Raw genomic sequence first — 14,446 nt, forward strand, 5'->3', positions numbered from 1 at the left:
CGTCATCACTTCATGACTCCAGTAGACGCCGCGGTACGCAGCCATCGCCCGTATCTGGTGAACCTCGCGTATCAGATGCTCAGCGATGTGGGGGAGGCTGAGGACGTCGCGCAGGAGGCGTTTCTCCGACTGTCGCGTGCTTCCGATGTTGACGACGTCCGCGCCTGGCTGACGGTTGTCGCGGGGCGACTCTGCCTGGATCATTTGCGGTCAGCGCGGGCTCGGCACGAACAGGTTGATGATTCAGGCGCTCTCGATGTCGTCCCTGCGCGAAACGCGGACCCCGTCGATCGCGTCACGCTCGACGATGAGGTGCGTACCGCGCTGCTGGAAGTGTTACAGCGATTGAGCCCCGGAGAGCGGGTGGCGTTCATCCTGCACGACGTGTTCGGAATGCCGTTCGAGCAGATTGCCGAGACGGTGGGCAGGCCTGTCGGTACGTGTCGTCAGCTGGCGCGGCGGGCCAGGGCCAAGTTCGCCGACTCCGCAAAGTCAGGGCCGTCGGAGGTGCCGGATGTCGAGCACAGGATCGTCACCGAGAAGTTCATCACCGCGTGCGCGAACGGCGATCTGGAGTCCCTGGCCGCGGTGCTGGACCCGACGGTGTGGGGTGTGGCCACGTTCGTCGGAGGCGGACCGCCGCAGCTCAACCATGGCCGGGATGCGGTGGCGCCCAACCTCCTTCGCTTCCTCGGCGGCAGCTTGACTCTGGTCACCGGGCCCGAGGGGGAGGTGCTCGGGTTCGCGGGCCGGGAGCTGTCCGTGGTGCTGATGCTGACAGTGATCGACGGTCGGGTCGTGAAGATCGAGGCCACCGTCGATCCGTCCGCGGCTAGCCGCGGTTGACCGGATGAACCAGAACGGGTTGTGCGCGATAGAGGTTCGGGAACTGATGCTGGACTTCGTCGAGCTTCGGCATGTCGTAGGTCGCGATGTACTGCGCTGTCGGATGTGAGTTCAGGTAGTCCTGGTGGTAGTCCTCCGCAGGGAAGAAGCCGGAGTCCTTCTTCGTCTGTGTGACGATCGGAGCGTCGAAGACGTTCCGTTGATTGAGTTGCGCGATGTAGGCGTCGGCGATCCGCTGCTGCATGTCGTTTTGGGGAAAGATCGCCGAGCGATACTGTTCGCCGACGTCTGGTCCCTGCCGGTTCACTTCCGTCGGGTCGTGTACGACCGCGAAGAACACGCGCAGCAGTTGGCCGAACGTCACCTGGCTGGGATCGTAAGAGATGCGCACGGATTCGGCATGCCCGGTGGTGCCTGTTTCCACCGTCTGGTACTGGGCCGTCGACGCGTCGCCGCCCGCGTAGCCGGAGACCGCCGCCGATACGCCCTTCACATGTTGGAAGACGCCCTGAACGCCCCAGAAGCAGCCGCCCGCAAGCAAAGCGGTCTCGGTCGTACCGGGTTCACCCACGGGCTCGTCGATCGCCGGATTCGGAACCGCTACCGAGGCGTTGGCACGTGGGGCCGGTTCGATACCCAGGTGCACAGCGAACAGCGCGGCGCCCAATGCCACGAACAGTGTCAGGACTGTGCCCGCTTTGACGCTCACGGGTTCAGGCTAGTGACGCCGACGGCTCAAACTGTCGGGACATTGCTTACCAAACTATGACAGTGCGTTCGTCATCCGTAGGTGAACGAAAACACCTGCAGCCCTTTCGGCAACGACATGGGGATCGTGGGCTCACAGTTGATGCAGGAGTACGCCCAGACGTCAATGGCGGCGAGATGCCGGTGATCAGTCCGCCGATGAAGCCGATTGCGATGAGGGGCGTCATGTCTGCACTTCGTAGCCTGGGTCGAAGCGGGCGTCGTTGTGAGACAACGTCGTTGATTGGTGATGAGGGCACACGACGAGGCGGCCCGGTGGGGGCGGGCCGCCTCGTCTGGTGGGGGATCGGTGGCCTACGCGGCCGGGGGCATCAGGACCGTGTCGATCAGGTACACGGTCGCGTTGGCGGTACGGACCCCGCCGCACACCACGCCTGCGTTGTTGACCTTCAGGTTGTCGCCCATGCCGGTCACGTCGACCTGGCCGCCCTGCACGGTCTTGTGCATGCCGACGACCTGTCCGGGGCTCGCCTGGCCGGGCACCACGTGGTAGGTGAGGATGCTGCTGAGCAGGTTGGAGTCGGTCTTCAATTTGTCGATTGTGGCCGGGTCGATCTTCGCGAACGCCGCATCGGTCGGGGCGAACACGGTGAACTCGCCGCCGTTGAGGGTGTCCACCAGGTTCACGTTCGGATTCAGCTTGCCTGATAGCGCGGCGGTCAGCGTGGTGAGCAGCGGGTTGTTCGACGCCGCCACCGCCACCGGATCCTGCGCCATACCGGTCACCGAAGCGGGCCCGGTCGGGTTCTGCGCGGCGTAGTCGGCGCAACCCGGCCCGACCAGCCCGGAGCCTGCATCGACCGGCTGGTCCATCGGCTTCGGCGCGGCGCTGGTGGCGTCCATCAGCGAGGACGAAGCGGTCGGCGCCGGAGCGGCGGTGGACGTGTCGTTGGAACACGCCGACAGCCCGAGGACCGCGACCGCGGCCAAGCCCGCCACCGAGATCGCCTGAGGGTGAAAAAGTTTCATGACGCTGTGACTCCCTTGTCGTGACGGGCGTGGTGCCCGCGCTTTGCTCTGACACCGGGTATTCGGAGTGAGGCCCGTCACGGATGGGTCACGTCATATTTGCGTCACTTTTCCCTCAGCACGAACGTGGGTTCGCGGGAGTGGCGAGTGCGCGACAATAGGTCGGTGAGCAGAACCCGAGTGTTGATACTCGGCAGCACCGGCTCGATCGGCACCCAGGCGCTGGAGGTCATCGCCGCCAACCCCGACCGGTTCGAGATCGTCGGGCTGGCGGCGGGCGGCGGCAACCCCGACCTGCTGGCCCAGCAGCGCGCCGAGACGGGCGTGACGAACATCGCCGTTGCGGACGACGCCGCTGCCGCCAAGCTCGGCGAGGTCACCTATGCCGGGACGGACGCCGCCACCCAACTCGTCGAGAACACCCAGACCGACGTCGTGCTCAACGCCCTCGTCGGCGCCCTGGGGCTGAAGCCCACCCTGGCCGCGCTGGGGTCCGGCGCGCGGCTCGCACTGGCCAACAAAGAGTCGCTGGTCGCGGGCGGCCCGCTGGTGCTCAAGGCCGCCAAGCCGGGCCAGATCGTGCCGGTGGACTCGGAGCACTCCGCGATGGCTCAGTGCCTGCGCGGCGGCACCGCCGACGAGGTCGCCAAGATCGTGCTGACCGCGTCCGGCGGGCCGTTCCGCGGCTGGTCCGCCGAGCGACTGGAGGACGTCACCCCCGAGCAGGCGGGCGCGCACCCCACCTGGTCGATGGGCCCGATGAACACGCTGAACTCGGCGTCACTGGTCAACAAGGGCCTGGAGTTGATCGAAACCCACCTGCTGTTCGACATCCCGTACGACCGCATCGACGTCGTGGTGCACCCGCAGTCGATCGTGCACTCGATGGTCACGTTCACCGACGGCTCGACGCTGGCCCAGGCCAGCCCGCCGGACATGAAGCTGCCTATCGCGCTGGCGCTTGGCTGGCCGTCGCGGGTGGCCGACGCGGCCCTGGCCTGCGATTTCTCCACCGCGTCGAGCTGGGATTTCGAGCCGCTCGACAACACGGTGTTCCCGGCCGTCGAGTTGGCGAAGGAAGCGGGCACGAAGGGTGGCTGCCTGACCGCGGTCTACAACGCCGCCAACGAACAAGCCGCCGAGGCCTTCCTGGATGGCAGGATCCGGTTCCCGGCGATTGTGCGAACGATCGCCGAGGTCCTGCGCGCTGCCGACCAGTGGGCGGCCGAACCCGCTACCGTGGAAGACGTACTCGATGCGCAACGCTGGGCCCGCGAGCGGGCAAAGCGCGCAGTTTCCCGGGAGGTCGTCACCACCAAATGATGATGTGGATCATCGGCGTCGCGCTGTTCGCGCTCTTCATTCTGGTGTCGGTGGCGCTGCACGAATGCGGCCACATGTGGGCGGCGCGCGCGACCGGGATGAAGGTGCGCCGCTATTTCGTCGGGTTCGGCCCCACGCTGTGGTCGACGCGCAGGCCGAACAAACTCGGTCACACCGAATACGGCGTCAAGGCCGTCCCGCTCGGGGGTTTCTGCGATATCGCGGGCATGACCGCGATCGACGAGATCGCGCCGCAAGATGAGCCCTACGCGATGTACAAGCAGAAGACTTGGAAGCGGGTGCTGGTGCTGTTCGCCGGCCCCGGCATGAACTTCGTCATCGGCCTGGTGCTGATCTACGGGATGGCGTTGATCTGGGGGCTGCCGAACCTGCATCCCCAGCCAGCCGCCTACGTTGCCGAAACTTCTTGTGTCGCACCGCAACTCAGCAAAGACCAGATGGGCAAGTGTGAGGGAATCGGGCCTGCGGCCGCCGCGGGTATCAAGGCGGGCGACGTCATCGTCAAGGTGGGCGACAAGGACGTGTCGAACCCCGACGAGATGGTGGCCGCGGTACGCGCGCTGACCGGCCCGACGCAGTTCGTCATCGAGCGCGACGGCAGCAAGTTCACCACCATGGTCGACGTCACCCGCACTGCGCGCTGGACCTCCAAAGACGCCACCGCACCCACCACGGTCTCGGCGGTGGGCATCTCCGCGTCGGAGTTCGGCCCCATCAAATACCAGCACTTCAACGCGCTGACCGCCGTTCCCGGCACGGCCGCGTTCACCGGTGACCTCGCCGTCGAACTGGGCAAGTCACTGGCGAAGATCCCCACCAAGATCGGCGCGCTGGTGCACAGCATCGGCGGCGGCGAACGCGATCCGGAGACTCCGATCAGTGTGGTCGGCGCCTCGATCATCGGCGGTGACGCATTCGAACACGGCTATTTCATGGCGTTCTGGTTCTTCCTGGCCCAGTTGAACTTCGTGCTCGGTGCCATCAACCTGGTGCCGCTGTTGCCGTTCGACGGCGGCCACATCGCGATTGCGGTGTTCGAGAAGATCCGCAATATGATTCGCAAAGCGCGCCGCATCGACGCGGCGCCGCCGGTCAACTACCTCAAACTCATGCCGGCCACGTACGTCATCCTGGTCTTCGTCATCGGCTACATGGCGCTCACGGTGACCGCTGACTTCGTCAATCCGATCAGACCATTCCAGTAGGAGAACCCATGACAGGCCAGGCAATCGGGCTGGGTATGCCGGCCCCGCCTGCTCCCACGCTCGCGCCGCGCCGCAAGACCCGCCAGTTGATGGTCGGCAACGTCGGCATCGGCAGCGACCATCCGATCGCGGTGCAGTCCATGTGCACCACCAAGACCCACGACGTCAACTCCACGCTTCAGCAGATCGCCGAATTGACCGCGTCGGGCTGCGACATCGTGCGGGTCGCCTGTCCACGCCAGGAAGATGCCGACGCGCTGCCCGAGATCGCCAAGCACAGCCAGATCCCGGTGATCGCCGACATCCACTTCCAGCCGAAGTACATCTTCGCCGCCATCGACGCGGGCTGCGCCGCGGTGCGGGTGAACCCCGGCAACATCAAGGAATTCGACGGCAGGGTCGCCGAAGTGGCCAAGGCCGCCGGCGACGCGCGCATCCCGATCCGGATCGGCGTCAACGCCGGAAGTCTGGACAAGCGGTTCATGGAGAAGTACGGCAAGGCCACCCCTGAGGCGCTCGTCGAATCGGCGCTGTGGGAAGCGTCGCTGTTCGAGGAGCACGGCTTCGGCGACATCAAGATCAGCGTGAAGCACAACGACCCGGTGGTCATGGTCGCGGCTTACGAACAATTGGCCGCGCAGTGCGACTACCCGCTGCACCTCGGCGTCACCGAGGCGGGCCCGGCGTTCCAGGGCACCATCAAATCAGCGGTGGCGTTCGGCGCATTGTTGTCGCGGGGCATCGGCGACACCATCCGGGTGTCGTTGTCGGCGCCGCCGATCGAAGAGGTCAAGGTCGGCAACCAGATCCTGGAGTCGCTGAACCTGCGCCCGCGGTCGCTCGAGATCGTCTCGTGCCCGTCCTGCGGTCGCGCGCAGGTCGACGTCTACACTCTGGCCAACGAAGTCAGCGCCGGCCTGGAGGGCATGGACGTCCCACTGCGCGTCGCCGTGATGGGTTGCGTCGTCAACGGTCCCGGCGAGGCGCGCGAGGCGGACCTTGGCGTCGCGTCCGGAAACGGCAAGGGACAGATCTTCGTCAAGGGCGAGGTGATCAAGACCGTGCCCGAAGCCCAGATCGTCGAGACGTTGATCGAAGAAGCGATGCGAATCGCGGAAGAACGTGGCGAGGAAACATCTGCGAGCGGTTCGCCGGTTGTCACCGTAAGCTGAGCATGACCCTGTGAGCGGGGTCACCCAGCCCCGGGATCGGTCAGAAAGAGTCTTCATGTCGGCTCCGCCGCTATTTCGCCTCGTCGACGACCGACGGGTATCGGTGGTCCATGACGCCGCGGCGGTGCGCCAGGTGCTCGACGACGATCCGGTGGGTTCCTGCATGGTGGCGTCGCGTGTCGCCGAACACGGTGTCGAGCCGTCGGCCATCGGCGGTGAGCTGTGGACGCGTCGGCGGGTCAGCGAGTCGCTGTGCTACGCAGGCGCGAACCTGATTCCGCTGCGCGGTCAGCTGACCGACCTGAATGCCTTCGCAGACAAGGCGATGAGCACCGCGCGTCGCTGCTCCTCACTGGTTGGCCGCGCCGAGTTCGTGATGCCGATGTGGCGCCGCCTCGAGCAGGCCTGGGGACCCGCACGCGATGTGCGAGAGCAGCAGCCGTTGATGGCATTGGCATCGACGCCGCAGTCGCCGATGGACCCGGCCGTCCGCCCGGTTCGCGTCGACGAGCTTGACGCCTATCTGGTGGCGGCCATCGACATGTTCATCGGCGAGGTCGGCGTCGATCCGCGCATCGGCGACGGCGGGCGCGGCTACCGGCGTCGCGTCGCGGGCCTGATCGCCGCGGGCCGGGCGTGGGCCCGGTTCGAGCGCGGCCAGGTGGTGTTCAAGGCGGAGGTCGGATCGCAGTCGCCGTCTGTCGGGCAGATTCAGGGCGTCTGGGTGCATCCCGACTACCGCGGCCACGGGCTTGGCACCGCGGGCACCGCGACGCTGGCCTCGGCTGTGGTGCGCAGCGGCCGCGTCGCGAGCTTGTATGTCAACGACTTCAACACCGTCGCCCGCGCGACCTACGCGCGCATCGGTTTTCAACAGGTCGGCACCTTCGCCACCGTCCTACTGGACTAGCGTCTGGCGCTATGACCGACCACGACGACAAGATCCAACGCAGAGAGATCGCCCGTGCGATGGTCCGTGCGCTCGACCGCCGGCACGAACTGCTCGACGCGGTCGTCGAATCGGAGGACTACGACGCCGCCATCGAGGCGATCGCCCGGTTGGTCCCCACCACGCCGGTGGCGGCCGAGGCGGTGCTGAGGTTGTCGTTCGACCGGCTGACGAAGGTGTCCCGGGACAGGATCGCCGCGGAACTCGAGGATCTGAACGGTCAGCTGACGTTCATCGCCGAGCAGCCCGTCAGCGCGGGACAGAACCTGGTGCTGCGGCCGTTCGCCGCGGAGAAGGACCGCGATATCTTCGCCGCCCGTACTGGCGACGTGCGCGCCGCGGGTGACGGGTCGGGCGCTCCGCCCGGTGACCTCGACGACGAGATCCGCGCCGCCCTCGACCGGGTCGATGCAGAGGAGGCGGCCTGGTTGGTGGCCGTCGACGGCTCGGAGAAGGTCGGCATGGTGTTCGGCGAATTGTCCGGCGGCGAAGTGAACGTCCGAATCTGGATCCATCCCGGCTACCGCAAGCAGGGTTACGGCACGGCGGCGCTGCGCAAGTCGCGCTCTGAGATGGCCGCCTACTTCCCGGCGGTCCCGCTGGTGGTGCGCGCGCCCGCCGCCGGGCCCTGATCCGGCAATTGTCATTGCCTTTGCAATGAGCTCCCGCGCTCGCGCTACGTCGTCGCGACGCATTTGCTAACCTGCCCGCAGCGACTGGGGGTCGGGTATGTCAGCACAGTCTTCGCGGTGGATTGCCACCGCCCGTCTGTTGCGACGCACAGGGTTTGGCACGACCGGGCCGCGGGTCGACGCGGTCGTCGGCAAGGACTGGTCGACGTATCTCGATGAGGTGCTCGATTCCGACCCCGACGCCGATCCCGGCGCCCGCGCCACACCGATGCCAATCGTGTCGTCGGTCCCTGAATACCCGAAGTGGAACGACGGCGAGGACTTCGCCGCTGCGGTACAGCGGTGGAACGACCTGGTGTCCGAGCAAGCGGAGGAGCTAGCCGAGTGGTGGGTCGGCCGCATCGTCGCGGTGCACGAACCAATCCACGAAAAGCTCACGCTGATTTGGCACAACCACTTTGCGACGTCCGCGGCGAAGGTTCAGTTCTCCACCTACATGGGCGCCCAGAATCGAAAGTTGCGCGCACTCAAACTCGGCGACTTCCGCGTGCTCGCGTACGCGATGCTGACCGACGCCGCCATGCTGTCCTGGCTGGACGGCGAGGACAATGTAGCGTCGTCGCCCAATGAGAATCTGTCGCGTGAATTCATGGAGCTGTTCGCGCTTGGCCAGGGCAACGGCTACACCGAGGCCGACGTCAAGGAGGGCGCCAGGGCGCTGACCGGGTGGACCATCGCGCCCGACGGCCGAACCAGCGTGCTGGAGGAAAGGCACGACGGCAGGCACAAGTCGGTGCTCGAGAAGTCGGGAGACCTGGACGCCGCCGCGTTCTGCAACGCCGTGGTGAACCACCCGGCGTCGGCGCCGCATGTGGCGGGCAGGCTATGGCAGCAGCTGGCCTCCGACATCCAGCCGTCGCCGCAGGCGTTGGGACGGCTTGTCACGGCGTACGGCCCGACGCGCAACCTGAAGGCATTGACGAAAGCGATTCTGCTCGATCCCGAGTTCGTCAAAGGTGCGTCGGTGAACGGCCCGGTGGAGTGGCTGCTCGGCCTGGCCCGCACGCTCGGGTTGGCGCTCGACACCCCCGGACTGCGGCGGGTAGCCCTCGACATCCTGACGACGCTCGGGCAACGACCGCTGTACCCGCCGGATGTCGCGGGATGGCCACACGGCAGGGCGTGGGTGTCGACGGCAAGCATCAGCACGCAGGCCTATGTCGCCCACCAGCTCGCCGAACGCGGTGACATCTCGGTGATCGACGACGCAGCCGTCAGCGAGCGTATCGACGCTACCGGTTACCTGATCGGCGTCGGCGCATGGACGGATCAGACGGTCGCGGCGCTGAAACCGTTCACCAAGAATGCCAAGGGGCTCTTCACCGCGGCCGTCAATTCGCCCGAATACCTTACGACGTAATGGTTTTGACGTGCCTGAAATGAATCGCCGCAAGTTCCTGACCGCCAGCGTCGGCGTCGGGGCGGCAGGACTGCTGGCCGGCGTGGCGTCCTGCAGCATGGCCGATCTGCACGACGCGACCCAGCGCGCGAAGCTGGCAGACGGACAAGGCGTGCTGGTGATCGTCACACTTTACGGTGGCAATGACGGACTCAGCACCGTTATCCCGTTCGCGGACAACGCTTATCACGACGCCCGTCCCGATTTGGCTTACGCCCCACGCGATGTGCTGCCACTCGACACCGAACTAGGCCTCAACCCTGCACTGACGGGATTGCACGAGTTGTGGACAGAACGGAAGCTGGCGATCGTGCGCGGCGTGAGTTACCCGAAGCCCGATCGCAGTCACTTCCGCTCGATGGACATCTGGCAGACCGCATCGCCGCAATCGCCGGTGCCCACCGGTTGGATCGGCCGCTGGCTCGACGCGACCGGTGACGATCCGATGCGGGCCATCAACATCGGTGCGGTACTCCCGCCGATGGCGGTGGGGCAAAAGCGCACCGCCTCCGCGCTGGCCGGCGACTTCGCGCCGATGTCCGCCGAGGTCGCCGGCACGCTCGACACCGTGGGCGTCGACGATCCGCGCGATACCAAGCCGATGTCAGCGATTCGCGCCGCCTACCGCTCCAGTCGGGCTTTCAACGCGTCGATTGCGCCCGTGCTCGGCGATGGCGCGTCGGCGCTGTCGCTCGTCCCTAGTGCAGGCGGCCTGACCGCGCCGAACATGGATCGCGGTAATCCGTTGTCGGCGCAACTGAACGTCGTGAGCACGTGCATCAAGGCGGCCGTGCCTGCCCGGGTGTACATGGTCGCGCTCGGTGGCTTCGACACGCACGCCGACGAACGTGGGGCACAGCAGAAGTTGCTGCGGGTCGTCGACAACGCGCTGACGCCGTTCCTCAAGGCGATGAGCACCACCGAGCACGGCAAGGACGTTGTCGTGATGGTCTATTCGGAGTTCGGTCGGCGGGTCGCGGCCAATGCGTCGCAAGGCACCGACCACGGCACCGCGGGTCCGGTGTTGATCGCTGGGCAACCGGTCAACGGCGGCTTCTACGGCGAGCAGCCCAGCCTCTCGGATCTCGACGACGGCGACCTGAAGGGCACGACCGATTTCCGCGACGTGTATCACGAGTTGTTGGTGCACACGGTCAACACCGATCCGGTGCCGGTGATCGGCGCCGGGCGCCGCGACATCGGATTCCTGTCCTGAACGTCACGGTGCGCCTCCACGGCATCGAGGTGTCGAATTCGTAACATCAGCCCCAATGGCAACTTGGCTCTCATCTGCAACACGCTTGGCGGGTCTGCTGACTGCGTCTGCTCTGATCGCCTCGCTGAACGCGTGCACCCCGAAACCGAACGGACCGGAACCGACGGCGCAGAAGTTCTTTGCCGCACTCGCGACCGGCGACACCGCGGCCGCCGCCGACCTGGCCGATAAACCCGCTGACGCACGTGCCGCTTTGAACGAGGCATGGGCCGGGCTGCAGGCCCAGCGCCTGGATGCGCAGATCCTCGGCTCGAAGTACGCCGACGACACCGGCAGCATCACCTACCGCTACACATGGCATCTGCCGAAGAACCGGACGTGGACCTACGACGGGCAGCTGAACATGGTCCGCGACGAAGGGAAGTGGGAGGTGCGCTGGAGCGCCACCGGATTGCATCCGCGACTCGGTGAGCACCAGACCTTCGCGCTGCGCGCCGACCCGCCCCGCAGAGCGTCGGTCAATGAGCGCGGCGGCACCGATGTACTGGTGCCCGGCAACCTGTATCACTATGCGCTGGACGCGAAATCGGCAGGCGCTGCGCTGATGCCGACCGCGCGGGCCGTCGTTGACGCGCTGCGGCAGTTCGACAACACGTTAGACCCCCAGCGGCTCGCCGAGCAGGCCAGCTCCTCGAAGGAGTCGATGAGCCTGATCACGCTGCGCCAGTCCGATCACGACAGGGTGGCGGGCGCGATCGACGCGTTGCCTGGTGTCGTAGTCACCCCGCAGGCCGAGCTGCTGCCCACCGACGACACGTTCGCACCCGACATCGTCAGTCAGGTCAAAAAGGCGGTGGTCGACGAACTCGACGGCGAGGCCGGATGGCGCATCGTCAGCGTCAACCAGAACGGCGTGGACGTCGACGTGCTGAACGAGGTGCAGGGTGCTCCGGCGCCGTCGGTCACGATCAGCCTGGACCGATCGGTGCAGAACGCGGCGCAGAACGCGGTCAACACGACCGGTAAGAAGGCGATGATCGTGGTGATCAAGCCGTCGACCGGCGAGATCCTTGCCGTCGCGCAGAACTCGTCCGCCGACGCCGAGGGACCACTGGCCACCACCGGGCTGTATCCGCCGGGATCGACCTTCAAGATCGTCACCGCGGGCGCTGCGATCGACCGCGATATGGCCACGCCGAACACGTTGCTCGGCTGCCCGGGCACCATGGACATCGGCCACCGCACCGTGCCCAACTACGGCGGATTCGACCTCGGCGTCGTGCCGATGTCGCGGGCCTTCGCGAGTTCTTGCAACACCACATTCGCCGAATTGGCGAGCAGGATGCCCCCGCGCGGCTTGACGATGGCCGCGGCCCAGTACGGGCTCGGCGCCGACTATCAGATCGAGGGCATCGACACGCTCACCGGTTCGGTGCCGCCCACGGTGAACCTCGCGGAGCGCACGGAGGACGGCTTCGGTCAGGGCAAGGTGTTGGTGACGCCGTTCGGGATGGCCCTGGCGGCCGCGACGGTGGCGGCAGGCAAAACGCCTGTGCCCCAACTGATTGAAGGGCGGCAGACGGTGGTCACCGGCGACCACACGCAGATTTCGCAGAAGATGCTCGACGGGCTGCGACCGATGATGCGACTGGTGGTGACCAACGGCACCGCCAAGGATCTGGCGGGTTCGGGCGATGTGCGCGGCAAGACGGGTGAGGCCGAATTCAATGGCGGTTCGCACTCATGGTTCGCCGGCTACCGCGGCGACATGGCGTTCGCGGCGCTCATCGTCGGCGGCGGGTCGTCGGAGTACGCGGTGCGGATGCTCAAGGGCATGTTCGACCAGCTGCCGCCCGACTACCTGGCGTGACACCCGGCGGTACCGTTGGTAGCGGCTATGACGGAGATCAACGGTGAATACACGATGCGCATCTCGGATGCGGATCGCAACGGTACGCTGCGCAGGCTGCACAACGCCGTCGCGCTCGGCCTGATCGACATCGAGGAGTTCGAGGAGCGCTCCGCGCTGGTGTCGAAGGCGCGATTGCGGACCGATCTCGACGCGCTCGTCGGCGACCTGCCTGGGCCCGGCGCGATCGTCACCACCGCCACCGACCGAGTCGAGTTGCGCGGCGTGCTGGGCTCGCTGAAACGTCAGGGCGAGTGGATCGTGCCGACCCGGCTGGCCCTGCGGCGCCGGATGGGCTCGGTCGATCTGGACTTGACGCGGGCCCGTTTCGCGGGCCCGATCGTGGTCATCGAGTTGGACTTGAGATTCGGCGGGCTGGATATCCGGTTGCCCGACGGCGCGAGCGCGTCGATCGACGACGTCGAGGTGAACGTCGGTAGCGCGCACGACCACCGCAAGGACGCCCCCGCCGAGGGCACTCCGCACGTCATTCTCACCGGCAAGGTGGTCTGCGGCAGCGTCTCGATCCGCGGACCCCGCCGGTCATGGCGGCCCTTCGATCGTCGTTAGCGCCGAAACAGCTGAGACCCGATGCGGACCAGCCGGTCCCAGCCCGCTGGCCGGGCGACCAGTTTGCCGAGCAGCGGGGTGGAATCGAAGTACGAAACCCGCTCCGCGATCAGGCCGTTGGTGAACGTGAAGCGGTCGACCGCATCCCACGCGATGGGCTTGCCACCGTATGTCCCGCTCAACGTGAACTCGATGAACACCTCGTGCGTGCCGAACCCGACGCGGTGCACGTCGGCGTGCAGGTCGGGCACCAGCGCGAACAATCGCTGAAACGATTCCCGGCAGGCCTGCTTGCCGCGCAGGGTGCCCATCATCGGCTGCACGAGCACGATGTCGTCGCTCCACAACGCCTCGTGCTTGGCCAGGTCCGGCGTCCGCCAGGTGTCGGCGAACCGCTCGGCGAACTCGGTCGCGAACTGCTGATCAACCTCATCGATGGTCATGGCCTGAATCTAGCTAGCCGGTCCAGCTACCCTGGCGTCATGCCTGTTCGCACTGCACTTCGCCCCGGCGTGCTGTCACCGACGCTGCCGGTGCCGCGCTCGATCGAACCGCCCGAGTACGTGTGGAAGGCGACCGTGCGAGAAGGCAGCGAACCGTGGGTGCAGACGCCGGAGGTGATCGAGAAGATGCGCGTCGCGGGCCGCATCGCGGCGGGCGCGCTCGCCGAGGCAGGCAAGGCCGTCGCGCCAGGTGTCACCACCGACCACCTGGACCGCATCGCGCATGAGTACATGGTCGACCACGGCGCCTACCCGTCCACGCTTGGCTACAAGGACTTCCCGAAGTCGTGCTGCACCTCGCTCAACGAGATCATCTGCCACGGCATCCCGGACTCGACGGTCATCGAAGACGGCGACATCGTCAACATCGACGTCACCGCCTACATCGACGGCGTGCACGGCGACACCAACGCCACGTTCTTGGCGGGCAACGTGTCCGAGGAGCACCGGCTGCTGGTCGAGCGCACCCGTGAAGCGACGATGCGCGCGATCAAGGCCGTCAAACCCGGCAGGCAGCTGTCGGTCATCGGCAGGGTCATCGAGTCGTATGCAAACCGGTTCGGCTACAACGTCGTTCGCGATTTCACCGGGCACGGCATCGGTACCACCTTCCACAACGGGTTGGTGGTGCTGCACTACGACCAACCCGCCGTCGAGACCGTGCTGGAGCCGGGGATGACGTTCACCATCGAGCCGATGATCAATCTCGGCGCGCTGGACTACGAGATCTGGGACGACGGTTGGACCGTCGCCACCAAGGACAAGAAGTGGACCGCGCAGTTCGAGCACACGCTGGTGGTCACCGACGACGGCGCGGAAATCCTGACGGTCGCCTGATGGGCCTCGAGTGTGAACTCACTGGGAGAAATCCGTCGAAATCTCGCAGTGGTTTCACACTCGCGGG

At 66.4% G+C, this 14,446-nt stretch carries 14 protein-coding genes; 11 read left to right on the forward strand and 3 right to left on the reverse strand.

Going from position 1 to position 14,446, the window contains the following annotated elements:
- Positions 1–12: 12 nt before the first annotated feature.
- Entirely contained in the window at positions 13–846 is an 834-nt protein-coding gene (sigI, locus tag ACGFK1_RS03150) for an RNA polymerase sigma factor SigI (RefSeq protein ID WP_393425405.1), read from the forward strand.
- Here the strand turns inward: sigI and msrA are convergent.
- Together msrA and ACGFK1_RS03160 are read right to left on the reverse strand one after the other, a co-directional pair.
- Positions 833–1,555, reverse strand: coding sequence for a peptide-methionine (S)-S-oxide reductase MsrA (gene msrA / locus ACGFK1_RS03155; RefSeq protein ID WP_393425408.1), 723 nt, complete (start codon positions 1,553–1,555; stop codon positions 833–835). The genes sigI and msrA overlap by 14 nt on opposite strands.
- A 353-nt stretch (positions 1,556–1,908) precedes the next feature.
- On the reverse strand, positions 1,909–2,457 hold the full coding sequence (locus ACGFK1_RS03160) for a fasciclin domain-containing protein (RefSeq protein ID WP_393426325.1): 549 nt from the start codon (positions 2,455–2,457) through the stop codon (positions 1,909–1,911).
- Positions 2,458–2,730: 273 nt separating this feature from the next.
- On the opposite strand from ACGFK1_RS03160, the gene dxr reads away from it, so the two are divergent.
- The 9 genes from dxr to ACGFK1_RS03205 all read left to right on the forward strand — a co-directional run bounded on the left by dxr (position 2,731) and on the right by ACGFK1_RS03205 (position 13,039).
- The gene (gene dxr / locus ACGFK1_RS03165) at positions 2,731–3,906 is read left to right on the forward strand and encodes a 1-deoxy-D-xylulose-5-phosphate reductoisomerase (RefSeq protein WP_393425410.1); all 1,176 of its coding nucleotides are present in this window, start codon (positions 2,731–2,733) and stop codon (positions 3,904–3,906) included.
- The gene (locus tag ACGFK1_RS03170; RefSeq protein ID WP_393426328.1) at positions 3,906–5,132 is read left to right on the forward strand and encodes a M50 family metallopeptidase; all 1,227 of its coding nucleotides are present in this window, start codon (positions 3,906–3,908) and stop codon (positions 5,130–5,132) included. The genes dxr and ACGFK1_RS03170 overlap by 1 nt, the downstream gene beginning before the upstream one ends.
- An 8-nt stretch (positions 5,133–5,140) precedes the next feature.
- The gene (gene ispG / locus ACGFK1_RS03175) at positions 5,141–6,304 is read left to right on the forward strand and encodes a flavodoxin-dependent (E)-4-hydroxy-3-methylbut-2-enyl-diphosphate synthase (protein ID WP_393425413.1); all 1,164 of its coding nucleotides are present in this window, start codon (positions 5,141–5,143) and stop codon (positions 6,302–6,304) included.
- A 55-nt stretch (positions 6,305–6,359) separates the two neighbouring features.
- Entirely contained in the window at positions 6,360–7,214 is an 855-nt protein-coding gene (locus ACGFK1_RS03180) for a GNAT family N-acetyltransferase (RefSeq protein WP_393425416.1), read from the forward strand.
- 11 nt (positions 7,215–7,225) lie between these two features.
- Positions 7,226–7,885 (forward strand): GNAT family N-acetyltransferase, encoded by a 660-nt coding sequence (locus ACGFK1_RS03185; protein WP_393425418.1) that lies wholly within the window; start codon positions 7,226–7,228, stop codon positions 7,883–7,885.
- A gap of 97 nt (positions 7,886–7,982) precedes the next feature.
- On the forward strand, positions 7,983–9,305 hold the full coding sequence (locus ACGFK1_RS03190) for a DUF1800 family protein (protein ID WP_393425421.1): 1,323 nt from the start codon (positions 7,983–7,985) through the stop codon (positions 9,303–9,305).
- Between the two features lie 10 nt (positions 9,306–9,315).
- Complete coding sequence (locus ACGFK1_RS03195; protein ID WP_393425424.1) at positions 9,316–10,560, forward strand: DUF1501 domain-containing protein; 1,245 nt, start codon at positions 9,316–9,318, stop codon at positions 10,558–10,560.
- A 55-nt stretch (positions 10,561–10,615) separates the two neighbouring features.
- Positions 10,616–12,430, forward strand: a complete 1,815-nt coding sequence (locus ACGFK1_RS03200; protein WP_393425427.1) for a penicillin-binding transpeptidase domain-containing protein — start codon at positions 10,616–10,618, stop codon at positions 12,428–12,430.
- Positions 12,431–12,457: 27 nt separating this feature from the next.
- Positions 12,458–13,039 carry a DUF1707 domain-containing protein gene (locus tag ACGFK1_RS03205; RefSeq protein ID WP_393425430.1) on the forward strand — a complete coding sequence of 194 codons (582 nt, stop codon included), beginning with the start codon at positions 12,458–12,460 and terminating at the stop codon, positions 13,037–13,039.
- Here ACGFK1_RS03205 and ACGFK1_RS03210 read toward each other — a convergent pair.
- Positions 13,036–13,482, reverse strand: coding sequence for a nuclear transport factor 2 family protein (locus tag ACGFK1_RS03210; RefSeq protein ID WP_393425433.1), 447 nt, complete (start codon positions 13,480–13,482; stop codon positions 13,036–13,038). The genes ACGFK1_RS03205 and ACGFK1_RS03210 overlap by 4 nt on opposite strands.
- A gap of 39 nt (positions 13,483–13,521) precedes the next feature.
- Here ACGFK1_RS03210 and map point away from each other — a divergent pair, with 39 nt between their 5' ends.
- Positions 13,522–14,379 carry a type I methionyl aminopeptidase gene (gene map / locus ACGFK1_RS03215; protein WP_393425435.1) on the forward strand — a complete coding sequence of 286 codons (858 nt, stop codon included), beginning with the start codon at positions 13,522–13,524 and terminating at the stop codon, positions 14,377–14,379.
- Positions 14,380–14,446 lie beyond the last annotated feature (67 nt).

Source organism: Mycobacterium sp. NPDC048908, assembly GCF_043197955.1.
In the GTDB taxonomy this organism is placed as follows: domain Bacteria; phylum Actinomycetota; class Actinomycetes; order Mycobacteriales; family Mycobacteriaceae; genus Mycobacterium.